Genomic DNA, 23,387 nt, shown 5'->3' with positions numbered 1-23,387 from the left:
ACGGAACTGCCAAGGGGCTATCCCAAAGTCATGATATAGGACGAGAGAAGCCCTTTTTGTTTTCCGAGCCCCCCGGCCGAATTTGAGGTGGTCAAATATTTTCGAGAATAGTCAAATCTGTCGCTTTTTTTTTGAACTATAAAACAGTTTAATAGGAGTATCTAAAAAACAATGTAATAAAGAGGTGTGGCAATTCTATCATGAACACTGGGGTGAACAACATGTCCAAAACAGAGACGAGACGCGCTGCGTCGCTTCATAAGGTCAAAGTAAAAGGGGAAAAGAAAGAGAACCTTGCAGGTTATCTCTTAGTAGCTCCAATGCTGATTGGCCTGACCATTTTCACAGTTATTCCTACATTAATATCCCTGATACTCAGCTTTACGGATTGGAGCTTTATTGCGGGGCTGGACAAAATTAAGTTCATTGGCTTCCGCAACTACGTTTTGTTATTTCAGGACCAGGTTTTTCTCAAATCATTCGGCAATAACCTTGTGATTTTGTTAGTCGTACCTATTCAACTTATCTTGGCTTTAATTCTCGCGGTTGTGATCGATAAGTATGTGTATTGGAAAAACTTATTCAAGGTCATTTTCTTTATGCCTTACATTTCCAGTGTGGTAGCTGTAGCGATCGTCTTTCAGTTATTGTTCCATCCGTCCTATGGACCTGTCAATCAAGCACTGAAATCGTTAGGAATGGCCAACCCTCCCAAATGGTTAGCTGACCTTCACTATGCGCTGCCTTCGGTCATGATCATTATGGTTTGGATTGGTATTGGATTTTGCTTGATCGTATACATGGCAGCACTGCAGTCGATACCACGCGACTTATACGAATCTGCTGATATTGATGGCGCAGGATCTTGGACAAGATTCCGCAAGATTACTTTTCCTTTGGTGTCGCCAACCACATTTTTCTTACTGATTACAGGCTTAATTAGTTCTTTTAAATCCTTCGATATTATTAAGGTGCTTACCAGTGGTGGACCTTCCTATTCGACATCAGTGATTACTTATTATCTTTATACGACGGCTTTTGAGAATTTGAAAACTGGCTATGCGTCGTCGATGGCCTGGGTTTTGTTCGGTTGTGTTCTGTTAATTACGCTTGTGCAGCTTTACGGTCAGAAAAAATGGGTGAATTACTAAGGAAGGAGGAAGGTTTATGCAAACAACGGGAATATGGAGAAGAACGATTATTACGATCTTTATGTTGGTTTTGGGAATTGCGTTCCTGCTTCCTTTTCTATGGATGCTATCGGCGTCCATGAAGCCGGAGATCGATGTGTTCAAGTATCCAATCGAGTGGATCCCCAAACAATGGCAGGCATTTCAGAATTATCACGATGTTTGGTTCGGCGAGCATCCCTTTGAGTTATACTATTGGAACTCCATTAAGGTAAGCGTTCTGACAACGCTCATTTCATTAATAGCTTCAAGCATGGCTGCTTATGCTTTCTCTCATGTGGAATTTCGCGGAAAGAATGCGATGTTCGTCGTCGTACTGATGACGTTCATGATTCCGAGCTCATCTATCCAAGTACCACAGTTTATGATTTTCAAGTGGCTCCACCTGTTCGACACGCATTTGGGTCTCATTCTGATCGGATCGTTTAGCGCGCTCGGTACCTTCATGCTGCGGCAGTTTTTCTTGGGCATTCACAAGGAGTATATGGACGCAGGACGTATTGACGGCGCGGGACAATTTACGATGTTTACCAGAATCGCACTACCGCTTGTGCGTCCCGCGCTCGCGACTTACGCCATTTTACGTTTTATATGGACCTGGAACGACTATGTAAATCCGTTGATTTTCTTGAGAAGCGACGCTCTGGAAACGGTTCAAATCGGTATTCAGAAGTTTGCTTCGGAAAGTGGTGCCTTTTTCTCCTTGATTATGGCAGGAACCGTTTCGGCGATCATCCCGCTGCTCGTTATTTTTATCTTAGGACAGAGACAGGTCATCGAGGGCATTGCTCTTGGTGGTGTGAAGGGGTAAAAAAAATCGAAAAAAGGTAAAAATAGAAACTTTGAAAGCGAATTCCATACTGGTAAGGTAAAGAAGTCACAAACAATGGTTTGTCAAAACGGGGAGGTTAAAAAGATTATGAAGAAAAAATGGCTATCTGTATCCGCGTCATCGATTGTCATAGCAAGTCTGTTAGCAGGATGTTCAAGCGGAGGTAATTCCACAACGCCAAGCAAAGCGCCTGCTTCTACAGCAGCTGCAACTGCCGCAAGCACGCCCGCCGCACCGGTCACGATCAAGTTCCTTAACTGGGAGAAGGCATCGGTATACCAACCGGCTATTGACGCTTTTGAGAAAAAGTATCCTAATATTAAAGTACAATACGTGCCGCTGGTTGAGAACGATTCTAATGAAACATTAAAGAAAATCGATATCATGTATGCATCCGGAGAGGATTTCGACGTATTCTCTGTGAACTCTACACCTACATTTAGTCAAAGAGCAACGAACGGCATGCTGGAGCCTCTTGATGCTTATATGAGCAAAGAGAACGTGAAATACGAAGATGAATACAAAGCTGAGCAAATGAAAGTAAATGGAAAGCGTTACTCTCTCCCAGGTAAATTCGGACCATGGTTCGTTATTCTTAACAAAACCCAATTGGATGCAGCGGGGCTTGCTGTACCGAAGAGCTGGACTTGGGACGAGTTCCGTGATTATGCCAAAAAATTGACAAAAGGTGACGGACCGAGTAAACAATATGGTGTCTTCTTCCACACTTGGAAAGATTATTTCCTGCTTCGTCAATACAGCTCCCCGAAAAATCAAGGGATTATGACGGACGATGGCACGAAGCTTAACGCAGATAATCCGTTGATGAAATCATCACTTGAACTACGTTATGTCATGGAACATGATGATAAAAGCAGCAAGCCTTATCAAGACGTTATTACACAAAAAATTCCTTACCGCGATGAATATTTCCAAGGTAAAGCAAGTATGCTGCCAACAGGTCCTTGGATGATCTCTGAAGCTGGCGGAACAGATAAAATTCCTGCAACTTTCGTTACAGCATTTGCACCATGGCCAACGAACAATAAAGGCGACGAGAATTATTCCTTTGGTTCAGCAGATCCATTGGTTATGTCTGCCAACTCGAAGCATAAACAAGAAGCTTATACATTCCTACGGTTCCTATCGACTGAAGGTATGGGCTTGACTAAGCAATTGTCTGCTTGGAAGAAAACGGACTTGAATAAAGAATTGGATCAAATTATTGCCGCAACGAAGACGCCGGATAAAATTGATAAGGCATCTCTTGTGAATACACTTACGGTGTCGAAGCTTCCGGATCCTCCGATCGCGGTATCCTACGCAGCAGATTTGGAAAAAGCGTATATCGCTGAATCAGAAAAATATATTCTGGGCGCGACCGATATTGATACGACATTGAAAAATATCAAAACCAATTTACAAAAAATTATTGATGCCAATAAAAAGTAACACAAAAGATGGAAAAAAGAGGATGCCTAAATCGGCATCCCTTTTTGCATAAATCGCGACTAAAAGCGATCTGATATGATACACTCACAATATAAGAATGGACGGTAAGGGAAGGTGAATTCAACGATGAAAATGCCTTCCTTCAGCTGGCGGCAGAAGCTCATTACGATATCTCTGTTATGCTTGTTTTTTCCTTCAGTTATCACATTAGCTTTAACAGGTCTGTATACGAAGAATGAGTTGACCAATAAGGCTTCTTTTAAATCCGAGCAATCTCTTGAGGTCGCAGACCTTTATATTTCCAACATTGTCATTGATATGCTGAATGCTTTCAATACGCTTCAATATGACAGCGAATTCATTACAAATTTGCGTGTTGCATGGAATAGCTACGATAAAAATGGAGGGAAACAAGTCGATTTCTTCGCGTACAAGCCTGTTTCCGAGAAGCTGGAGCAATTAACCTTTTTTGGCGGGCAAACATACGTAAGCGTTTTACTTCCGAATGGTTTGTATTTTTCGAATTATTCTACCTATCAGAATGATTTGTCCTACATGTATGAGGAACCATGGTTGACTCGAATGTCAGCTGATCCCGTTAATATGACGAATTGGATCGGCGCCCAAAATAACTATGTCCGTTCCGATGCCAAGAAATATCCGAAGCTGATTACTGTCGTTAGAAGTTTTCGTCTTTATGCGAATATGCAGAACGCCTACATCATGATAAGCAAACCGGAAGGACAGTTTCATGAGATCTTCAGTAAATATGCCGAGGATCAGACCATGATGCTGTTGGATGGACAAGGTACGATCTTGTCCCAATCTAACGTGGATAAGATAGGGACCAAAGTTCCGAAGGACATTCTTACCGCGGGCTTGACAGAAAAGACCAATTGGAATGGACAAGAATATATTTCGGTCAACCATCCTCTTTCTTTTGCCGGATGGAGCCTGCAATGCTTAACGCCTTATCGCGAGGTTACAGGGAAGATTGGCAATTTTTTAAACGATATTATCGTCTTTCAGGCTTTATTTTTTGTCGTGTTCGCCGTCGTGTTGTTTTACTTGCTGCGGCAGTTGACGGTTCCGATCGTGCAGTTGGTGAAGACCGCTATGCGTGTGGAGTCAGGTAATCTGAATGAACGTTCGATGATTGTAGGAAAGGATGAAATCGGTCGGTTAGGCTCCTCTTTCGATCGAATGTTGGATCGCATCGAGGAGATGATCCAGCAAATCGAGTGGGAACAAGGGCGTAAGCGTATGGCGGAATTGGAGGCGCTACAGGCTCAGATCAATCCGCATTTTTTGTTCAACACACTTAATTCTATCCGTCTTCAAGTGAGGATGAAGGGTGAGATGGAGATTTCTGAAATTATCGGTTCCTTATCCACCTTACTGCGTATGACCATCAATCGAAATAACGAATTTCTGACGCTGCATGAAGAAGTAGCAACCATCGAGCAGTACATGAAGCTGATGAATTTTCGTCATTTGGAAAATGTTCAGCTTACAACTAGTTTGGCATCGGACACGCTGCTTGCGATGATACCGCGTTTTACGCTTCAGCCGTTGATCGAGAACGCTTATCTTCATGGATTAAGGCAAAGACATGGACAAATTTCGGTGAATTCTTGGAAACAGGGACATCTGTTATTTATATCTGTTGAGGATGATGGCGTTGGCATGACAGAGGAAGAACTTACCTCTGTGAGAGCTATGCTCTTAGAATCAAATCGACCGGGAGAACCGGTGAAAGGAAAGTCATCACGCATGAACGGAATAGGATTAAGAAACGTGAATGAGCGCTTGCGCATGATCTATGGTGAAGCTTATCATGTGGAACTGATGAGCGCACCTGGCCTTGGGTTGAAATTGACTCTGCATTTACCGATCACATTCCATATGGAGGAAGAGGAGGATGCAAAGGATGTATAGAGTCTTGTTGGTAGATGACGATGTAGCCGTACTACAGTTTTTGCGGATGGCGATTCCTTGGGAGGCTCATCAGCTTGAGCTTTCCGGCACTTTTACCAATGCTTTAGATGCTATGGAGCAATGCCGGGAGACAATGCCTGATTTGATTGTTACCGATATTGGGATGCCCGGAATGAATGGGCTGGCTTTCATAAAGGCAATAAGAGAAATCAGTCAGCGGCCGAGGTTTGTTATTTTGTCCTGCCATGACGAATTCCGATATGCGCAGCAGGCCGTCCAGATGGGTGTGGAAGATTATATTTTGAAAGAAACGTTGGAGCCGCAAGCGATTATCGAAATTTTCACCCGGATCAAGGGGAAAATTGAAAAAGAAGATGAACTTCAGCACGAAGTCAGGAAGCTTCATTTTCAGGCCCACCAAAGCAAATCGGCTATCAAGGAAAAGTGGCTTCGGGATCTGCTCACTACACCGGTCACGGATGATCCATCTTGGGTACGCCAGTTGGAGGGCTTTGGGCTGACGCCCATCATGCCGCAATTTATTCCTGTTATTTGCCGGCTGCATCGTTTCAGAGATGCGCTGAATCGTTATCAGAGTGAAGATACCTTGAAATTTATTGTGGAGAATGCGGTAGAAGAACTCTTGGAGCATGAATCGGATACATTGTCATTCAGCTATTCCGCGAAGGAGTTTTGCTTGCTGTTCAACTGTCGGAAGGATTTGAAAGTTAATCCCTATGACCGAATTACGACCGTATGCAAGAATGTGCAAAACAGACTCACGCAAGTGCTCAAATTGCCTGTCACTATGCTGCTGGGTGAAATGGTCGGAGACCGCATTGGCATCAAGCGGCAATATGTTCACTTATTCCAGGATGCTGAACGTTTGTTTTATTCCTGGGAGCCTGTCTTTATGAAAACTGGAGAGAACGGCCATCCTAGAGATGTGGCTGAAGATCCGCTCTTTCATTATTACGAGTACGCAGAACAAATGAATCGCTTCATTCTTGAGGGAAATATCGATGCTTTAGAAGCCGTGAAACCGTTTATTCAGTTTATTTCCAAATATCAGTTTTCGCCTAAGGCGGTAAAGCAATTCGTCTTCAAGCTCGTCCTAGACATGATGTTGAAGCTTAAATTCAATCAACAATACACCAACGAAAAGCTGCAAAAGGATTTAGACCAGTTAACCAGTATTGGCGAACTGCAGGAGTGGCTTATCGAATTTGTGAGGGATGCGGTATCGCTAATGGAACAGATCTCACATCAAAGTAAAAAGGTGGAAATCGTTGATGCCCAAAAGTATATTCGCCTCCATTTGAATCGGAAAATCACGCTGGAGGAGGTTGCAGACCACCTGCATTTGAATCCCAGTTACTTCAGTCGCCTATTCAAGAAAGAAACGGGAGAAACGTTCGTTGAGTATGTAACGCGAAGCAAGATGGAGGAAGCCAAGGAACTACTCAATGGGTCGGAAAAGACGCTTGACACCATCTCACAAATGTTAGGTTATGAAAACAAAGGCTATTTCGTCAAGGTGTTTAAGCAACATTATGGGGTAGCTCCGAGTCGTTATATTTAAACGTATAAAAGTTAAAAGAAGCCAGTCGGTAATATGCTTACCGCGGGCTTTTTTGCGTTAGCGCCCCAAGTCCATAAAGGGTTATCCTACAAGCTGTGAACAAACAGCTTGGGGGATAACCCATTTTTTCATTGTACGATTCTTGGCTTACTAACGTAGGCGACGATCAAGCAGAAACGGACCGAATGGGATAAAAGCGGCAATGAAAGCGGTCAATACGCGCCGAATGCTCCAACGATGAAGAAAGGTTACCCATGCAAGTGAAAGAAGATAGAGAACAAATAGAACGCCATGCGCCATACCTACGATTAAAACAGCTTCAGGAATATCAAATGCATATTTGAGCGGCATGGCAATACAGAGCAGAATAAGAAAGGATGTTCCTTCGGCCCATCCAACATAGCGCAAAGTGTTTAGTGATCGTTTTAGCAAAATGAGCAACTCCCTTAAATAAAGTAAAATCAAATGTAGTGTAGGATAGAAATATGTATGGAGTATGAACAATGTATTTCAATTGGACACAATCTATCTTTTTTAGTACGATAGTACTAGGAAGCTAGCAGGCTGTTGGTAGAGTGGCTTCATACAGGTAGGAGGAATTCGGATGCTTCGTCTTGGGGAGAAAGTTATTGTAATTGCTGATAGTTTAGAACAAAATCTGCCGATTGGCGGCTATGGATATATTATTGCTTATGATCGGAATAACGATAATATTTTCGATTACGTTGTTCGTGTACCTAAGGAAAATAAGCATTACTATGTACCTGCAGTTGATATTGAGCTCGAAGAAGTACTGCTTCACCAGGAAGCAGATTTAATCGAGAAAGAGGCTTTGATTGACTTTGCGCTTGCTACAAAGAACGAAGAGCTGTTTCGGAGAATTATGAACGGTGAATCGACTGGGGAAGCAGAATTCGAACGAGACAAAGAAGTGCAGTCGAATGAAGATTTTATTAAGCAAATTGGCCTTAAGGCTTGGATTTAATACATGCTTTATAACAAACCCGCCTAGTGATTACTAGAGCGGGTTTTGTTATGCATGTATGATGTTCAATCTATTCGATATAACCGAATCAGCAGCTTGCAACTTCAACTCGTGTTTCTTTTATTCTAACAGTATACAACAAGGGAAGCGGTAAGATCTTGTTTATTTGGGTATTGATAAAAGGAGAAAATGGTGGTACATTAATATCCGAACACAAAACTATTTTGGTATTTTAGTTCTGAGGTGAGCGAATGGATGCAAAAAAACGAATGATAATGGAATCGGCGAAGAAGTCATTTGCCCTTTTCGGGTATAAAGGTACAACAATGGATCAAATCGCTAAAATCGCCGGAGTCGGCAAAGCGACAATCTATACGTTTTTTGCCAATAAAGAGGAGCTTTTGCATGATATCGTGCAATCTCTGGTTGTTGAAATGAAAGCTGTCGCTGAGAAGGCGTTGCTTGAAGGAACAACAACTTTTGAGAAGATCCACGGTGCCATTTATGGTATTCTCGTGTTTCGCAGAGAGCATGAATTGCTTATTCAATTAGCACATGAAGTTCAACAATTTGGCAGTCCTGTCACACATGAAGCTATGGCTAGTATTGAGACAGAAGTCGTCCATTTTATGAGCCTGCATATCGAGAAAGCGATACATAACGGCACGATGAAAAGCTGTGATCCCAAATTAACTGCTTTCATTATATTTAAGCTGTATGTGGCTTTAGTTTTTGATTGGGAAAAGCAGAATCCGCCCTTAACGGATGAGCGAATCTCAGAGTTGTTGCAATTGTATTTCGGTAATTTATTGCAGTAGAGTTATCTTTTTTAAATTTATTATATTCGGAGGGGTAGTCATGCGTTTTATTCGACCAATGGTTTATTCAGTGATGGCGATTGTCATCGGTACGAGTGTCTTTCTTCTAACATCTAAGCAGGCAACCAGCCAAACGGATCCGGTCAATCAGACTCATCCGACAGCTTATATTGAAACGAATGAAGTGAGCGCCAGCTTTAAAGTAGGCGGTAGAGTAACGGAAGTCCTCGTGAAAGAAGGGGATGTGGTGAAAAAGGGTCAGGTGCTGGCTCGTCTGCAAAGCACGGAGATTGAAGCCAAAGTCGAGCAGGCCAAGGCCGCTGTGGCTCTTGCCCAAGGCAAGATTGCCGAAGCGGAAGGCGCAACTGCAACCGCGGAAGCGAAGAAACAGCAAGGCATCGCCGGTGTCAATGTGACCGCTGAAACTGCTGAGCAGCAAGTTGCGCAGGCCCAAGCGGCTGTCAGTGCTGCCCAAGCCAAAGTAGACGGATTACGTAATGGCGCGCGTCCTGAAGAAAAGAAGCAGGCCGAGATTCAGTTCAAGGCAGCTTCCGAAGTGTACACGATTGCCGAGCAAATTTGAATCGGATGAATGCGATGCTGGAGCAAGGACTTGTTGCTCAGGCCGATGTCGATAAAGTGAAAGTGAGTTACCAAGAAGCGAAGACTAAGCGTGATCTCGCTGAGCAGCAATTGAACATGGCAAATCAAGGCCCGCGCGAGGAAGAAATTCGCGGAGCTGAAGCTTTACTGGAGCAAGCCAAAGCAACCGTAGCACTGGCAGAAGCGAACCGTGCCACGGTGCAAGTGCGACAGGGCGATGTATCCGCTGCGGCAGCTGCGGTTCAACAAGCGCAGGGCGCAATTAAATCAGCGCAATCCGGTGAGCTGCAAGCTAAAGCTTCGCAACTGGAAGCTGAGACGTATTTAAGTTATACAAACCTTTTAGCTCCTACCGATGGCGTTGTATTGTCCCAATCCGCACAAGTAGGTGAAATTGTTGGTTCCGGTTTTCCTGTATTCTCCATGGAATCGACAGAGAAACGGTGGGCTAAATTTTATATGCCGGAAACGTCTGTAGCCGGATTAAAAGTAGGCAATAAAATCAGCATGACGATGCTATCGACAGGTGAAAAAGTAGTTGGTGTCGTAACAACCGTTGCCGCAGCACCCGATTTTGCCATTAAGAAAGCAACACAAACTTCAGGTGAGACAGACATCCGTTCATTCGGAATCAAGATTGAACTAAGTGAATTGCCTGAAACTGCTACAACAGGAATGACACTCCAATGGAACGGTAAAACGGAAGGGTGATGAACAAGATGGATCTTCGGATTGGCAAGCTGATTTCAGAAGAATGGACGCACATTCTGAAGGACCGACGTCTTTTCCTCATCTTGTTCTTCGTCCCAATCATGTACACCATATTGTTTGGATCGATTTACATGCACCATAAAGTGACCGAAATGGCCACGGTTGTCGTCGATGAAGACCAAAGTCCTTTAAGTCGTCAAATTATTCAAGCGTTCGAACAGAGCGAAACGTTCCAAATTACGAAGGAATATCATTCCGAAGACGATGTGAAGCGGGCTTTATCCAGCGGCGAGGCGAAGGTCGGCTTGATCATTCCTTCCAGTTTTGAAGCAAAGCTGAAGCATGGCGAAACATTGCCTTTGCTAACGCTCATTGACGGCAGCAATATGATGATTTCGAACTCGGCAACCAAAGGTGCCAATGAAGTCATCACGACTTTTAGCATGGGATACTCGCAAAAGAAACTGCAACTGCAGCAAGGGCTGCAAAACGAGCAGATCATGAATACCTTATCTCCGATTCCGTATCGTTATCGCATCATGTATAACTCTACGTTTAACTATAGCGATTTTATGCTTTACGGTCTGGTAGGCGCAATTTTACAGCAAGTATTATTTCTGGGCATTGCCTTGACCATCACGCGTGAAAAGGATGCTGGCACATGGCAGCGGTTTGAGGCGTGGAAACGAAACCCTTGGCGAATCGCCTATGCGAAGACGGCCCCTTATTTCTTGATCAATCTTTTTAATACGGCGGTAACTTTTGTCCTTGCTCTCTATATGTTCGGCGCGCCAATGAGCGGCAGCTTGCTGGTGGGCTTTGCAATCATCGTTAGTTTTACCTTTGCGGTTAGCGGAATCGGTTATCTCATTAGTCTATTCTCTGGGAATCAGCTTGGAGCCACACAGACCGCAATGTTGATTGCAGTGCCCTCCTTTATGCTTTCCGGATTTACTTGGCCTTTTGAAGCCATGCCTAAAGCGCTGCAGGTGTTTGGTCACATGCTTCCGCTAACTTATTTTTTAGACGGCGTGCGCAATGTATTTGTAAAAGGAAATGACTTCGCGGTCATCTGGCATGACTGCCTCTCCTTGATTTTGACTGGAGCGCTTACTTATTTGATCGCCATGTTATTAACTCGGTTTGTTGTCTTTTCAAAGAAAACAACGCAAGATTCCCCTGTGGGCACAAAACCAGCACTGCCGTCGGGTTCCAATGTTTCGGTCTAATAAAGAAAGGAAGCGATTTTCTTGAAAAAAACGCTCATCAGCTTATCAGCAGCATTATTATTCTTTACCAGCTCACAAGCGCTTATTTTTGCCGATACTGTCGAGGATCCGAATCAAAATGTGTATGTGAATGTAGATGTACTTGAAACTGTATCTTCTATTGATTTGACTTACGTGCTGGATAAGGCATTGAAAGACTCGCACAATTTAGCGATGTTATCGTTGAAATACGCTGCTCAAGGCAGCAAAAAAGGTGATCTTGAGGAGCAAATGAACGAAATGGGCTCACCCTCATTTACACCCGTACATCTGCCTAGCACACCAGCGGAAGTAACGGCTCCGACCAACGGTCTTCCGGGACTCACGGATCCCACGGATATCGCTTGGACGATCATGCAGGACACAGCCATGAATCAAATCCTACAGGGGATGGGTGCCCTTGCCGGTGGTATGAATAAGATCATCTCTTCTCAGCGAGCACAAATGAGTACGGCCGCTCATCAATTAGGAACGGATCAGCGTAATTCCTTATTGCAAACCGATGAGGCGAAAGCTGGCATCAGGCTGCAAACGATCGCTCAATATGTGCAGTTACTAGGCCAGAAGAAGCAGTTGGATTTCATGAATGAATACGAAGCAGTTATGGAAAAAGACTTGCTGAGAGCTACGCTTTTCGCGCAGCAAGGTTTGGCCTCCTCTGATGACGTGCAGACGGTACAGAAAGCAATCAACAAACAGAAGGATGATAAGGTGGCGCTGACGAATAACTATCGTCTGGGACTTGTTCAGCTGTCAACTGACATTGGAATCTCCTATGACCCTAACCTAATTGTGAAGGATATTGAACCTATTTCTGTTGAACCGATCACGGAGAGCGATATGACGACTTTGCTCAAAACCTCTTATCAAATGAAAGCTTCAGGCAATAATATGGATGAAGCTGTGTGGGAGACGGGACATAGCGTTACGCAGAATACGTATGGGGAAACTTACCTCGGTATTAACTTGGCGATAAATGGCCAGAAAAACGAGCAAACGAAGCTTGAACTGACCAAAAAAATTCAAACGACTTACAATGATGCCAAGAATGCGTACCAAGCTGTTCTCACGGAACAGCGAAATCTCAATGACGTGCAGGGAGATCTGGGGAAAATGAAGTTCCGCTTCGATGTGGGCGTCATCTCCAAACATGATCTTAATAAATTTGCGCTCAAAGTAAACCAAGCCGAAACGACTTTAGCAGCAGCGAAGCTCAAGTATTATGTATTAAAAGAAAAAGCAAAAGCGATGGATACCGGATTTATCCAATAGCTTAACGGATAACAGCTCTCTTTCAATGTTGGCCACAGCCGCTTTGAAGGGGAGCTGTTATTTTTACAAGGCAAGCGGTCCTGATGCTGAACTGTTGATTCTGGATTGAGTTCGACATATATCTGGGATATAATGAAAAGAATGACCAGACGCTGAAAAAGGGGTGTAGAAACGTGAGCATTACAAGAGCAGATGTCGAGCACGTAGCAAAATTGGCTAGACTCGATCTGAACGAAACCGAAAAAGAGCAATTTACCGAGCAGCTAAATGCAATCCTCCAATATGCCGAACAGCTAAATCAATTAAATACCGATGGCGTCGTTCCGACAAGCCATGCCATGCCGTTAGTGAATGTGATGCGCGAAGATGTCGCGAAACCGTCGCTGCCGATTGAAAAAGTTTTGTTGAACGCGCCTGATCATGAAGATGGGCAGTTTAAAGTTCCAGCAGTTTTAGAATAGAGAACCTTATGAAAGGGAGTGCCTGTCGTTGTCTTTGTTTGATTTAAACCTACAGCAAATCCGCACGAAGCTTCAAGGCAAAGAAATCACTGTTGCCGATCTCGTGGATCAATCCTATACAAGAATTCAGGAAGTAGATGCCAAAGTCCGTGCATTTCTTACCTTGGATGAAGAAAATGCCAGACAAACGGCCAAACAGTTGGACGAGCAGTTGGCTGGTGATAACGCCGGGGGTCATCTATTCGGTTTACCTATCGGGATTAAGGATAATTTGGTCACGGAAGGGCTTGTAACTACATGCGCAAGCAAATTCCTGTCCAACTATAATCCGATCTATGACGCACTGTCGTTAGCAAGCTCAAAGCCGCCCAAACCGTCACGATTGGCAAGCTCAATATGGACGAATTCGCGATGGGTGGTTCTAACGAGAACTCCGCTTTTCATCCATCACATAATCCATGGAACACGGATTATGTGCCAGGTGGTTCCAGCGGCGGCTCCGCTGCTGCAGTAGCTGCAGGCGAAGTCTACTTCGCGCTGGGCTCCGATACAGGCGGCTCCATTCGTCAGCCTGCCGCTTATTGCGGTATCGTCGGTCTGAAGCCGACGTACGGCCTTGTGTCCCGTTACGGTTTGGTCGCATTCGCGTCCTCGCTCGACCAAATCGGGCCGCTGACGAAGAACGTGGAAGACTCTGCTTACCTGCTGCAAGCGATCGCAGGTTACGATCCGAAGGACTCCACGTCTGCGAACGTGGACATTCCAGATTACCTCAGCGCATTGACCGGAGATGTCAAAGGCTTGCGCATCGGTGTCCCTAAAGAATACATGGGCAATGGTATCGACCCTGCCGTGAAAGAGAAAGTGCTGGAAGCGCTCAAAGTGTTGGAAGGCTTAGGCGCTGTATGGGAAGAAGTAACGCTTCCTCATACCGAATATGCTGTAGCGGCTTATTACCTGCTCGCTTCCTCCGAAGCGTCGTCGAACCTTGCGCGCTTTGATGGCGTGCGCTACGGCGTTCGATCGGACAACGCACGGAACCTGCTCGATCTTTACCACATGTCCCGCAGCGAAGGCTTTGGCCCTGAGGTCAAACGCCGCATCATGCTGGGCACCTATGCCTTAAGCTCCGGTTACTACGATGCTTATTATTTGAAAGCTCAACAAGTTCGCACGTTGATCAAGCAAGACTTCGATCAAGTGTTTGAGAAATATGATATCATCATCGGCCCAACGGCTCCGACCCCTGCTTTCAAGATCGGCGAGCAGAGCGAAGACCCGCTGACGATGTATATGAATGACATTATGACCATTCCGGTCAGCTTGGCAGGAATTCCGGCAATTAGCGTTCCTTGCGGTTTCGTGAACGGACTTCCCGTTGGCCTGCAAGTCATCGGCAAAGCCCTGGACGAAGCTACCCTATTGCGTGTAGCCCACGCTTATGAGCAGCACACGGATCACCACAAGCAGCGCCCGCAATTGTAGGTTTACAGTTCATGAGTCATGAAGGAGGCATTTATTTTGTCGGCAACAGAAACCCAATTTGAAACCGTAGTTGGTCTGGAAGTTCACGTTGAGCTCCATACCGCTTCAAAAATATTTTGTGATTGTGCAACCTCATTCGGGGCACCTCCAAACACGAATACATGTCCGGTCTGTTTAGGCCACCCGGGCGTACTGCCGGTTCTTAACCGTCAAGCAGTCGAGTATGCGATGAAAGCTGCTATGGCACTGAATTGCACGATTGCAACGAATAGTAAATTCGACCGTAAAAATTACTTTTACCCGGATTCACCGGATGCGTATCAGACTTCGCAATACGATCAGCCGATCGGCGAGCATGGCTGGATCGACATCGAAGTAAACGGCGTGACGAGACGGATTGGCATCACTCGCGTTCATCTCGAAGAAGATGCAGGCAAGTTGACGCATGTCGATGGCGGTTATGCTTCGCTCGTCGACTTGAATCGGGCAGGCACACCACTGATCGAAATCGTGTCAGAGCCAGACCTGCGTTCTCCGGAAGAAGCGCGTGTATACTTGGAGAAAATTAAGGCGATTATGCTCTATTGCGATGTGTCCGATGTGAAAATGGAGGAAGGCTCGCTGCGTTGCGACGCGAATGTCAGCTTGCGCCCATTCGGTCAAGAGAAGTTCGGCATAAGGGCCGAACTGAAAAATATGAACTCCTTCCGCGGCGTGCAGCGCGGGCTCGAATATGAAGAATACCGCCAGGCGGAAGTGCTCCGCAGCGGCGGCCAAGTCGTTCAAGAAACGCGCCGCTGGGATGATGCGCAGGGCAAGACGCTGAAGATGCGAGGCAAGGAAGAAGCGCATGATTATCGTTACTTCCCGGACCCGGATCTGGTCAGCCTATACATTGACGACGCTTGGAAAGCTAGCGTCAAAGCTTCTATCCCTGAGCTTCCTGATGAGCGTAAAGTGAGATACAGCAGCCAGTACGGACTGCCAAGCTATGACGCCGACGTGATTACTTCTTCCATGAAGTTAGCGAATTTCTTCGAGGAGAGCTTACAGTATACCCAAGACGCCAAAGCAGTCTCGAACTGGATCATGGGGGACTTGCTTGGTTATCTTAATGCGAATAGCTTGGAACTAGCCGATGTGAAAATCACTGGCAAAGGACTCGGAGAGATGATCGGTCTGATTGAAAAAGGTACGATCTCTACGAAGATTGCCAAAACTGTCTTCAAGGAGCTGATCGAGACCGGCAAAGATCCACAGAAAATTGTGGAAGAGCAGGGACTTGTACAAATCAGTGACGAAGGCGCGATCAAGGCAATTGTGGAGCAGGTTGTAAATAATATCCCGCAATCCGTAGCTGATTTTAAAGCAGGCAAAGAAAAAGCCGTAGGCTTCCTAGTCGGACAAGTGATGAAAGAGACGAAAGGCAAAGCGAATCCAGGGCTCGTTAATAAATTAATTGTGGAGTGTCTGAACAGCAAATGATATGGTATAAAGTGGTGATCCTAAAATTTAGGGGGCACCACTTTTTTCCATTTTAAATAGGAGGATTCGCCTTGACCATTCAACAACTGCCATTACAGAGCAATGAGGATATTTTGATATTGTTATCCTTACAATTAGCTTCTTATCGTGTAGAAGCGAATATAATCGGATTTGAAGACATTCCTCCACTCAAAGACGGCATTCAGTCGATACGTGAAGCCGAAGAAACCTTTTACGGTTATTACCTTCATGAAGAAGGAACTAACCGACTTGCCGGGGCGATCTCCTTTACGCAAGAGGGCACTGCCATAACCATTTGTCGCATGATGGTGCATCCGGAATATTTTCGCCGCGGCATTGCCAGGTCACTCCTGCAATATATATTAACCGAACAAGTGAGAGGCGGAGCTTTACGCTTCCTCGTATCTACAGGAACGGATAATGTGCCAGCTGTCCGATTATACGAAAGCTTTGGCTTTACCGTACGGAGGGTATTCACGGTTCCCCCAGGTGTAAATTTAACTACCTTTGAACGGCCTGCTATGATCTAATAACTTTTCATTTGGATTAGGATCGTAAGGGGTTCTTACGCGATACAATATATGATCAGTGAAAAAGGGGCGAACACCATGAGTAATCCTTGGGTTATCGATCAACTGCATGTCACGATACGTTTAGTTTTAGCACTTTTGCTAGGTGGTTTAATCGGCTTTGAGCGGGAAGTCAGCAGTCATGCCGCGGGTCTTCGCACGCATATTTTGGTGTGCGTGGGATCTACTTTAGTGATGCTGCTTTCCATGTACGGATTTAGTGCATTTGTGAATGAAGTAAATGTCCGTATTGATCCCTCGCGTTTAGCTGCCCAAGTCATCAGTGGAATCGGATTTTTGGGCGCAGGGACCATTATATTTAATGGCAGATCTATTACGGGGCTGACAACAGCGGCGTCACTGTGGGTAGTGGCGGGCATTGGGCTCGCTGTGGGCGCGGGTTTTTATTACCCTGCTATTCTCGCTTGCTTTATGGTGCTTATCTCCTTATGGATATTAAACAAAGTCGAACTCAAATATTTTAATGGGAAGAAAATTCGAGTTATCAAAATTCAAGCCATCGATCAACCAGGCACATTAGGCCTCATTACAACCTTACTTGGTAAACATAAAGTGGATATTCGTAAAATTGCCATGGATGAACAAGAAACCGTCAATGAGATCAAAAATATACAAATTACATTTCATGTTACGATTCCCAAAATGTCTATTATCATTTCTGTTCTTGAGGAAATTAGTCAAACTATAGGTGTAACCGGTGTTACGATAGAAAAAAGTAAAATTTGAAGGGGTTGCTTCATAGGCATCGTCTAAGTTTTAGGAAGTTAACAGAAAGGGGGAAGTCAGGCATGGACAATATGACGGATGAGCAGATCATCGATCAGGTCCGTCAAGGTCACTCCGATGCATATCGTGTATTAGTAGAAAGGCATAAAAATTATATCTATACACTCATCTATCGCATGGTAGGCCATAAGGAAACTGCCGAAGACCTAACCCAGGAAGTATTCGTTAAGCTGTTTCGTTCCTTATCACTTTTTCGAGGCGAGGCGAAGTTTACGACTTGGCTGTATCGTATGACAACAAACTTGGTTACCGATTATCAACGTTCTCAGAAAAGGAAGCCTATTGAAGCGCTTTTGGATAAAATGAAAGGCTGGTTCACGAATACGAGGGAGCAGCCGGAGGAAGTAGCCTTGTTGAAGGAAGAGCAAGAACAGATGCAGGCCTTGTTAGCTCAACTTCCGGACAAGTACAAATTGATTATGTATTTATTCCACTATAAGCAGCTTTCTTATCAAGAGATGGCCGAAATTACCGGTTTACCCGTGAAAACGTTGGAAACGAGGCTCTACCGAGGGAAAGCTTTGCTAAAGGAAAAGTGGTTGGAGGTGAACGCACATGAAATTCAAACATCAGGAAGACATTCGGCTCACGCAATACCTAAATAAGTTCTTGGATGACATGCCTCTGGATGAACCTTCTTCCACACTAACGGATCGCGTGATGCGCTCTTTACATGCTCCTGAGAACTCTTTTCCACCTAAAGCAAGCAAAGCACCTAGAAGGAAGGAATGGATGAACAGCATTGTGGCTATTGCGGCTACAGTTGTTCTTATCCAATCAGGGATCATCAGTAAAATAATGAATCTCGATTCGGAAGTTACTCAGCTAACGACTTATATTCAAAAGCTTTCTCAATTTCTACAATTTTAAAAAAGAGAATGGAGGTATTTTACATGCAGGTTCCTAATGAAAAATCACATATTCCTGACTATTCGTCAGATCCTTCTTACCCTCCCTATGCTCCTTATTACCAAGCACCTAAGAAGCGTAAGTGGAAGGCAGGTTTATTGTCGTTCCTCGTTCCTGGCACAGGGCACTTTTACTTAGGCCTGATGCAGCGCGGGCTCTTTATCATGATGCTGGTGATTCTTGATATTTTTATCATGACGACGATAGCGACCCAGCCCAATACCAATGTACCGATGATGACGCTATTTTCGCTGTTTCTTCCGGTCATTTACTTTTACAACCTATTCGATGTGTTGCAAGCAACAGATAATGTGAACCGACGCAATGAGTTGGGAGCATTCTCGCCAGACGCTTACCCTAGTGACTTTCAAGACCCCTTGCAAAAACTGCTTAGAGGCACGAATTTGGGTGTTATGCTGGTTGCTATTGGTGTTCTTTTTTTCCTGCTCAGCACCAAACCTCGTTGGTTTGCAGGGCTCTTTGATTTTATGGGCTCTTATGTGGGTTCAATCGTACTTGTTCTTGCTGGTTTAGCCATGTTCGTGCTGGATTCCCGTAAAAACAAATAATATCAAACATGGAAAAGCTGCCCTCATTGACAAAAGTCAATTTGCGCACGTACAATATAGTGTAAGGTTTTAATGACTAACATCAGGTGGTGAGTACCATGGCAGCACAATTAGAACAGGCTTTAGCTAAGTTGAAAACAACCGGTGTTCGGATGACGCCACAGCGGCATGCCATTCTATCCTTTTTGCTGGATTCCATGACTCATCCGACAGCAGATGACATTTACAAGTCTCTTGAATCGAAATTCCCGAACATGAGCGTTGCGACGGTGTACAATAATCTCAAAGTTTTTATTGAATCGGGACTCGTTCGAGAACTAACCTATGGGGATAGCTCGAGTCGCTTTGATGCGGATATGACAGACCATTACCATGCGGTTTGTGAAGCATGCGGCAAAATTTCGGATTTCGAATACCCGCCTCTCCCTGATGTTGAGGGAACAGCCGCTCGTCAGACCGGCTTTCAAGTGCGTGGCTATCGATTAGAGGTATATGGCGTTTGTCCGGATTGTACAGGGATTACCAAGCACTAAATTAACGCAGAATTCCTCATTGTCTGCTCCTATGTTGTATAATGAAACGTGATCGAACCTTCTTTGCATAAAAGAGGTAAGAGCACGTTTTTTCTTTTATATTTTGCTTATAAGGAAGTGAAGAATTGTATCCAACTCCTGCAGACCAGCCTACACGCCGTAAAAAAACAGCTAAGAAATTAATTATTATCAGTTTTCTCTTTATCTTTATGTTTGCTGCGGGTATCGGTTTGTTCATCTGGCAGCAGCTTGCCCCGAATCGTACACAGGTGGATACAGATTTCCATGCATTAAGTAAGCCTGTCTTTTATCAAGGCAACTATTATAAGACGAGCGCTATCGGTGAAAAAGAAGGATTGAAGCTTCCGCTTGATCTTATCCAGGAGTGGATAGATCCCTCTATTATATACGAGAAAAGCAGCGATTCCGTTATCATTACGACCAAAGACAAAGTGCTTCGGTTCAAAACAGCCGAGTTGACGGCTTTAATGAACGAGAAACCCATAACGCTTTCCTTTCCTGTTGAAAAAAAAGATGACATTATTTACGTTCCGATCGAACCTTTGCGTCAATTATATCCTTTTGAAATTAGAGAATCGGCAAAATCTGGCGCTGTGATTCTGTTGAAACAAGGGGATCATCTCAAATGGGGCAAGCAAATTGGCGCCGTACAAGATGAGCTGCGGACTGATTCGTCCATCAAAGCGCCGTTTGTATCCACTATCGCTCCTAATGAGCAGGTGATGATTTTGGGGGAAGAAAATGATTGGTACCGTGTACAACAAGAAAGCGGTCCGATTGGATTCGTTCGCAAAGCACAAATTGCAGTAGATCATGAAGAGACAATTCCCGTACAAGAGCAAACATCTGCCTACGTGCCGTGGAAGCCGCTTAACGGTAAACTGAACATGACATGGGAACATGTCATTACCAAAAATCCCGACACCACGAAGATAGGCGATATGCCTGGTCTGCATGTTGTTAGTCCAACGTGGTTCTCCATAGCAGATGGGGAAGGGCGCATTAAGAATCTGGCGGATGCTTCTTATGTGAAATGGGCGCAAACTCGTAATTATCAGGTCTGGGCGTTGTTTAGCAATGGCTTTGAGGCGGATCGAACAACCCAAGCCCTTTCTACGTATGATCGGCGTATGAAAATGATTAAACAACTGCTAGGTTTTGCCCAAACCTATAAATTGCAAGGGATTAATATTGATTTTGAAAATGTGTACCTCAAAGATAAAGACAATCTGGTCCAGTTTGTTCGTGAGCTGACACCTTTTATGCATGAGCAAGGATTGGCTGTCTCCATCGATGTTACACCGAAATCTACGAATGAAATGTGGTCCATGTTCTATGACAGACCCGCCTTAGCTGAAGTCGTAGATTATATGATTGTGATGGCGTATGACGAATACTGGGCATCAAGCCCCAAATCAGGCTCGGTCTCTTCTTTGCCTTGGGTAGAGCGCTCTGTCACCCAATTGCTTGGGAGTGAGAAAGTTCCACCATCTAAGCTTGTCCTTGGTGTACCATTCTATACGCGTCAATGGACCGAGGAAACGAAAAACGGCAAGACGACGACAACATCCAAGACATTAACGATGGAAGCAGCGCAGACGATTATCAAGGATAAAAAGCTAACCCCGACCTTTCTTTCGGAAACTGGACAGAACTATGTGGAATACAAAGAAGGCGAGAAGCTTATTCGTATTTGGCTGGAAGATGAAACATCTGTCAAAGCAAGGATTGATCTGGTAAAGAAATATGATCTAGCCGGAGTTGCTTCGTGGCGTAGAGGTTTTGAACAGCCGACCATGTGGAAAGTGATACAGGATGCTTTGGCTCAAATGAAATCTTGAATGAATTCCAAAATAAAGCGAAAGCCGCACCCGAAAGGGTTGCGGCTTTTCATTTTTTGACCTCGATAGAGGTTTTCTCAATGAGGCTTATGTTCATGTTCTCTATTATGCTCATGCTGCGCCAAAAGTGCGGCTGCTGTTTCATTTTCAGCTGTTGGTTCGAATTGGGGATCAACCGTTAGAATGGTTTTGCAGAACATACAGCGGTCTGTTTTGCCTAACATCTTAGTTCTTCTGCCGCATTCCGGACAATCGATGACCGTTGCGGAAGTTGAGAGCATACCTGCCCAGAAGTAGATGCCCATGCTCACCATCATAGTAACCATACCTAAAATCATAAAAACGACGGCAATAACTCGGCCTGCCGTGCCCCAATCAAAAACAATTCCTGCAAGTCCAATAATCATGAGCAGCATGCCGCCCATCGTTAATGAAAGACCCCATAAGCGGAATTCATTTACTTTGCTTGATCTGAAACGCACTTTGTAATTCCTCCCCATTGTTCGCATGATGTTTTGTATGATTTGTCACAGAAATCAGCAGGAAACTCCTTCACGATGTAGAAATAGTTATAAACAATAGAGAAGACAGGAGCTTTTGATACCCATGGGAATTGATAAAGAGCAGTATTTGCTTAAGTTCCGGAATGACCCCAGAGTAATTAGTGTCATGGCGGTAGACAATCCTAAGCAACTTCCCTCGCTGACAGACGGTTTTGATACATTGCTGCTTATAGTTACGAATGACCTGAGCCTGAACAATCATACAGCTAATTATATAAGAGACGATTCAAGGATACAAGAAAAGTGGTTAGACCCATCTTCTGTCGAGCAGTGGATTCGTCAAGGCGTTAATCGGAATATGATTCAATGGCTGCTAAAAGGAGAGATACTTCTGGATCAGAATACGTATTTGGAAGGCCTTCGTCATCGCATACTTGAGTTTCCCGGTGATCTGCGAGAGCACAAGCTGCTAATTGAGTTCTCTTTATTTTTACGCAAATATTTTCAAAGTAAGGAATACATATTAGATGATCATATCCTCGATGCTTACAATAATATTCTAGAAGCCCTTCACCACTGGGCGCGAATTGTCATTATTGAAGACGGTTATCATCCTGAGATTACGGTTTGGAGACAGATCCGGGCCATTAACCCTGGAGTATATAAATTATATGAAGAACTAACGATGAGTAAAGAGACGTTGAAACAACGCGTACAGCTTGTTCTTCTTGCGTGTGAATTTTCTGTTATGTCCAAAATGGAACGATGCTGTGCAGCGCTTATTCATATACTTAAAGAAAGCGAGCATCCTTTAAGCTCCGATGAACTACAACTTCATCCTGGGTTAGTTGAAGTGAGAGCAGAGCTTCCTTTATTGCTGAATAAACTAGTTAAGAAAGCCTTGATTAAAGAAGTAGCGATTCTCATCGATGAAGAAATCTCAGAATTAGAGTTAAAATACACGAGTATATAAATGAACCGATCTGCGAAGAATCAGTAGTTATACTGATTCTTTTTTATTGCTTGACTTTCATCATGATTCTATGATAAATTAACTCTCGCCGCTAAAAACGGTTCACGCTTTCGAAGCTTCCACCATCTACCATGCAAACCAAGCATAAAAAAGAAAAAATAAAAAAAGCTTGCATTGAATGGATCGAATGTGATATATTATAAAAGTCGCCGCTAAACAGAGGGCGAAGAAATACGAAAGAAATTGATCTTTGAAAACTGAACAACGAGTGAGTAAGCACGAACGAGCAATCGTTCAAAAAGAGATTGTAAAATCTCGCTAGCAACGCAAATGAGCAATTAAGCTTTCAGATATACGGATGAGCAATTGTCCACTATTATGGAGAGTTTGATCCTGGCTCAGGACGAACGCTGGCGGCGTGCCTAATACATGCAAGTCGAGCGGAGTATTTCCTTCGGGGAATGCTTAGCGGCGGACGGGTGAGTAACACGTAGGTAACCTGCCTATAAGACTGGGATAACTATCGGAAACGATAGCTAAGACCGGATAACTGGTTTTC

Annotated in this window: 23 protein-coding genes, 1 rRNA gene and 1 pseudogene; 23 read left to right on the top strand and 2 right to left on the bottom strand. The window is 44.3% G+C overall.

What is annotated here, in order from left to right:
- Nucleotides 1–221 precede the first annotated feature (221 nt).
- The 5 genes from FU659_RS19560 (at nt 222) to FU659_RS19540 (ending at nt 6,994) form a co-directional block, all read left to right on the top strand.
- On the top strand, nt 222–1,151 hold the full coding sequence (locus FU659_RS19560) for a carbohydrate ABC transporter permease (protein WP_261807927.1): 930 nt from the start codon (nt 222–224) through the stop codon (nt 1,149–1,151).
- A 16-nt stretch (nt 1,152–1,167) separates the two neighbouring features.
- Complete coding sequence (locus FU659_RS19555; RefSeq protein ID WP_147949110.1) at nt 1,168–2,001, top strand: carbohydrate ABC transporter permease; 834 nt, start codon at nt 1,168–1,170, stop codon at nt 1,999–2,001.
- Between the two features lie 108 nt (nt 2,002–2,109).
- A complete protein-coding gene (locus FU659_RS19550; RefSeq protein WP_187274260.1) occupies nt 2,110–3,474 on the top strand; it encodes an ABC transporter substrate-binding protein in 1,365 nt (454 codons plus the stop codon).
- Between the two features lie 126 nt (nt 3,475–3,600).
- The gene (locus FU659_RS19545) at nt 3,601–5,412 is read left to right on the top strand and encodes a sensor histidine kinase (protein ID WP_147949108.1); all 1,812 of its coding nucleotides are present in this window, start codon (nt 3,601–3,603) and stop codon (nt 5,410–5,412) included.
- Nucleotides 5,405–6,994 (top strand): response regulator transcription factor, encoded by a 1,590-nt coding sequence (locus tag FU659_RS19540; RefSeq protein WP_187274259.1) that lies wholly within the window; start codon nt 5,405–5,407, stop codon nt 6,992–6,994. The genes FU659_RS19545 and FU659_RS19540 overlap by 8 nt, the downstream gene beginning before the upstream one ends.
- A 150-nt stretch (nt 6,995–7,144) precedes the next feature.
- Here the strand turns inward: FU659_RS19540 and FU659_RS19535 are convergent, their stop codons facing one another.
- Nucleotides 7,145–7,426 (bottom strand): DUF3817 domain-containing protein, encoded by a 282-nt coding sequence (locus FU659_RS19535; RefSeq protein WP_147949106.1) that lies wholly within the window; start codon nt 7,424–7,426, stop codon nt 7,145–7,147.
- Between the two features lie 172 nt (nt 7,427–7,598).
- On the opposite strand from FU659_RS19535, the gene FU659_RS19530 reads away from it, so the two are divergent.
- The 16 genes and pseudogenes from FU659_RS19530 (at nt 7,599) to FU659_RS19460 (ending at nt 21,352) form a co-directional block, all read left to right on the top strand.
- The gene (locus FU659_RS19530; protein ID WP_147949105.1) at nt 7,599–7,979 is read left to right on the top strand and encodes an ATPase; all 381 of its coding nucleotides are present in this window, start codon (nt 7,599–7,601) and stop codon (nt 7,977–7,979) included.
- A 251-nt stretch (nt 7,980–8,230) separates the two neighbouring features.
- Nucleotides 8,231–8,797: a TetR/AcrR family transcriptional regulator gene (locus FU659_RS19525; protein ID WP_147949104.1), complete on the top strand. Its 567-nt coding sequence runs from the start codon at nt 8,231–8,233 to the stop codon at nt 8,795–8,797.
- Between the two features lie 40 nt (nt 8,798–8,837).
- Nucleotides 8,838–9,380: an HlyD family secretion protein gene (locus tag FU659_RS37380; RefSeq protein ID WP_261807926.1), complete on the top strand. Its 543-nt coding sequence runs from the start codon at nt 8,838–8,840 to the stop codon at nt 9,378–9,380.
- Nucleotides 9,381–9,385: 5 nt separating this feature from the next.
- Nucleotides 9,386–10,111 carry an HlyD family secretion protein gene (locus FU659_RS37375; protein WP_261807931.1) on the top strand — a complete coding sequence of 242 codons (726 nt, stop codon included), beginning with the start codon at nt 9,386–9,388 and terminating at the stop codon, nt 10,109–10,111.
- A complete protein-coding gene (locus FU659_RS19515; protein WP_147949103.1) occupies nt 10,111–11,340 on the top strand; it encodes an ABC transporter permease in 1,230 nt (409 codons plus the stop codon). Before FU659_RS37375 ends, FU659_RS19515 begins: the two co-directional genes overlap by 1 nt.
- 21 nt (nt 11,341–11,361) lie before the next feature.
- Entirely contained in the window at nt 11,362–12,651 is a 1,290-nt protein-coding gene (locus FU659_RS19510) for a TolC family protein (protein WP_147949102.1), read from the top strand.
- 173 nt (nt 12,652–12,824) lie between these two features.
- Nucleotides 12,825–13,112: an Asp-tRNA(Asn)/Glu-tRNA(Gln) amidotransferase subunit GatC gene (gene gatC / locus FU659_RS19505; protein ID WP_147949101.1), complete on the top strand. Its 288-nt coding sequence runs from the start codon at nt 12,825–12,827 to the stop codon at nt 13,110–13,112.
- Between the two features lie 28 nt (nt 13,113–13,140).
- A pseudogene (gatA, locus tag FU659_RS19500) lies at nt 13,141–14,597 on the top strand (Asp-tRNA(Asn)/Glu-tRNA(Gln) amidotransferase subunit GatA).
- A gap of 36 nt (nt 14,598–14,633) precedes the next feature.
- Nucleotides 14,634–16,082, top strand: a complete 1,449-nt coding sequence (gatB, locus tag FU659_RS19495) for an Asp-tRNA(Asn)/Glu-tRNA(Gln) amidotransferase subunit GatB (protein ID WP_397356093.1) — start codon at nt 14,634–14,636, stop codon at nt 16,080–16,082.
- Nucleotides 16,083–16,153: 71 nt separating this feature from the next.
- Entirely contained in the window at nt 16,154–16,633 is a 480-nt protein-coding gene (locus FU659_RS19490) for a GNAT family N-acetyltransferase (protein ID WP_261807925.1), read from the top strand.
- A gap of 78 nt (nt 16,634–16,711) precedes the next feature.
- A complete protein-coding gene (locus FU659_RS19485) occupies nt 16,712–17,419 on the top strand; it encodes an MgtC/SapB family protein (protein ID WP_147949099.1) in 708 nt (235 codons plus the stop codon).
- A gap of 62 nt (nt 17,420–17,481) precedes the next feature.
- On the top strand, nt 17,482–18,084 hold the full coding sequence (locus tag FU659_RS19480; protein WP_147949098.1) for an RNA polymerase sigma factor: 603 nt from the start codon (nt 17,482–17,484) through the stop codon (nt 18,082–18,084).
- Nucleotides 18,035–18,349 carry a hypothetical protein gene (locus FU659_RS19475; protein ID WP_147949097.1) on the top strand — a complete coding sequence of 105 codons (315 nt, stop codon included), beginning with the start codon at nt 18,035–18,037 and terminating at the stop codon, nt 18,347–18,349. Before FU659_RS19480 ends, FU659_RS19475 begins: the two co-directional genes overlap by 50 nt.
- A gap of 23 nt (nt 18,350–18,372) precedes the next feature.
- A complete protein-coding gene (locus FU659_RS19470; RefSeq protein ID WP_147949096.1) occupies nt 18,373–18,957 on the top strand; it encodes a DUF6677 family protein in 585 nt (194 codons plus the stop codon).
- 98 nt (nt 18,958–19,055) lie between these two features.
- Nucleotides 19,056–19,490, top strand: coding sequence for a peroxide-responsive transcriptional repressor PerR (gene perR, locus FU659_RS19465; protein ID WP_147949095.1), 435 nt, complete (start codon nt 19,056–19,058; stop codon nt 19,488–19,490).
- 125 nt (nt 19,491–19,615) lie between these two features.
- Nucleotides 19,616–21,352, top strand: a complete 1,737-nt coding sequence (locus FU659_RS19460; protein ID WP_261807924.1) for a glycosyl hydrolase family 18 protein — start codon at nt 19,616–19,618, stop codon at nt 21,350–21,352.
- Between the two features lie 77 nt (nt 21,353–21,429).
- On the opposite strand, the gene FU659_RS19455 is transcribed toward FU659_RS19460, so the two are convergent.
- On the bottom strand, nt 21,430–21,834 hold the full coding sequence (locus FU659_RS19455; RefSeq protein WP_147949094.1) for a DUF2614 family zinc ribbon-containing protein: 405 nt from the start codon (nt 21,832–21,834) through the stop codon (nt 21,430–21,432).
- A 124-nt stretch (nt 21,835–21,958) separates the two neighbouring features.
- On the opposite strand from FU659_RS19455, the gene FU659_RS19450 reads away from it, so the two are divergent.
- Both FU659_RS19450 and FU659_RS19445 read left to right on the top strand, forming a co-directional pair.
- A complete protein-coding gene (locus tag FU659_RS19450; protein ID WP_147949093.1) occupies nt 21,959–22,828 on the top strand; it encodes a nucleotidyltransferase-like protein in 870 nt (289 codons plus the stop codon).
- 375 nt (nt 22,829–23,203) lie between these two features.
- Nucleotides 23,204–23,387 (top strand): 16S ribosomal RNA (locus FU659_RS19445); the annotation flags it as partial.

Source organism: Paenibacillus sp. N3.4, from assembly GCF_008017805.1.
Lineage (GTDB): Bacteria > Bacillota > Bacilli > Paenibacillales > NBRC-103111 > Paenibacillus_E.
This window is presented reverse-complemented; position numbering and strand designations above follow the sequence as displayed.

Coding starts and splice junctions, on each gene's coding strand:
- FU659_RS19560 (WP_261807927.1), top strand. CDS start 222: ATGTCCAAAACAGAGACGAGACGCGCTGCGTCGCTTCATAAGGTCAAA.
- FU659_RS19555 (WP_147949110.1), top strand. CDS start 1,168: ATGCAAACAACGGGAATATGGAGAAGAACGATTATTACGATCTTTATG.
- FU659_RS19550 (WP_187274260.1), top strand. CDS start 2,110: ATGAAGAAAAAATGGCTATCTGTATCCGCGTCATCGATTGTCATAGCA.
- FU659_RS19545 (WP_147949108.1), top strand. CDS start 3,601: ATGAAAATGCCTTCCTTCAGCTGGCGGCAGAAGCTCATTACGATATCT.
- FU659_RS19540 (WP_187274259.1), top strand. CDS start 5,405: ATGTATAGAGTCTTGTTGGTAGATGACGATGTAGCCGTACTACAGTTT.
- FU659_RS19530 (WP_147949105.1), top strand. CDS start 7,599: ATGCTTCGTCTTGGGGAGAAAGTTATTGTAATTGCTGATAGTTTAGAA.
- FU659_RS19525 (WP_147949104.1), top strand. CDS start 8,231: ATGGATGCAAAAAAACGAATGATAATGGAATCGGCGAAGAAGTCATTT.
- FU659_RS37380 (WP_261807926.1), top strand. CDS start 8,838: ATGCGTTTTATTCGACCAATGGTTTATTCAGTGATGGCGATTGTCATC.
- FU659_RS37375 (WP_261807931.1), top strand. CDS start 9,386: ATGAATGCGATGCTGGAGCAAGGACTTGTTGCTCAGGCCGATGTCGAT.
- FU659_RS19515 (WP_147949103.1), top strand. CDS start 10,111: ATGAACAAGATGGATCTTCGGATTGGCAAGCTGATTTCAGAAGAATGG.
- FU659_RS19485 (WP_147949099.1), top strand. CDS start 16,712: ATGAGTAATCCTTGGGTTATCGATCAACTGCATGTCACGATACGTTTA.
- FU659_RS19480 (WP_147949098.1), top strand. CDS start 17,482: ATGGACAATATGACGGATGAGCAGATCATCGATCAGGTCCGTCAAGGT.
- FU659_RS19475 (WP_147949097.1), top strand. CDS start 18,035: ATGAAATTCAAACATCAGGAAGACATTCGGCTCACGCAATACCTAAAT.
- FU659_RS19470 (WP_147949096.1), top strand. CDS start 18,373: ATGCAGGTTCCTAATGAAAAATCACATATTCCTGACTATTCGTCAGAT.
- perR (WP_147949095.1), top strand. CDS start 19,056: ATGGCAGCACAATTAGAACAGGCTTTAGCTAAGTTGAAAACAACCGGT.
- FU659_RS19450 (WP_147949093.1), top strand. CDS start 21,959: ATGGGAATTGATAAAGAGCAGTATTTGCTTAAGTTCCGGAATGACCCC.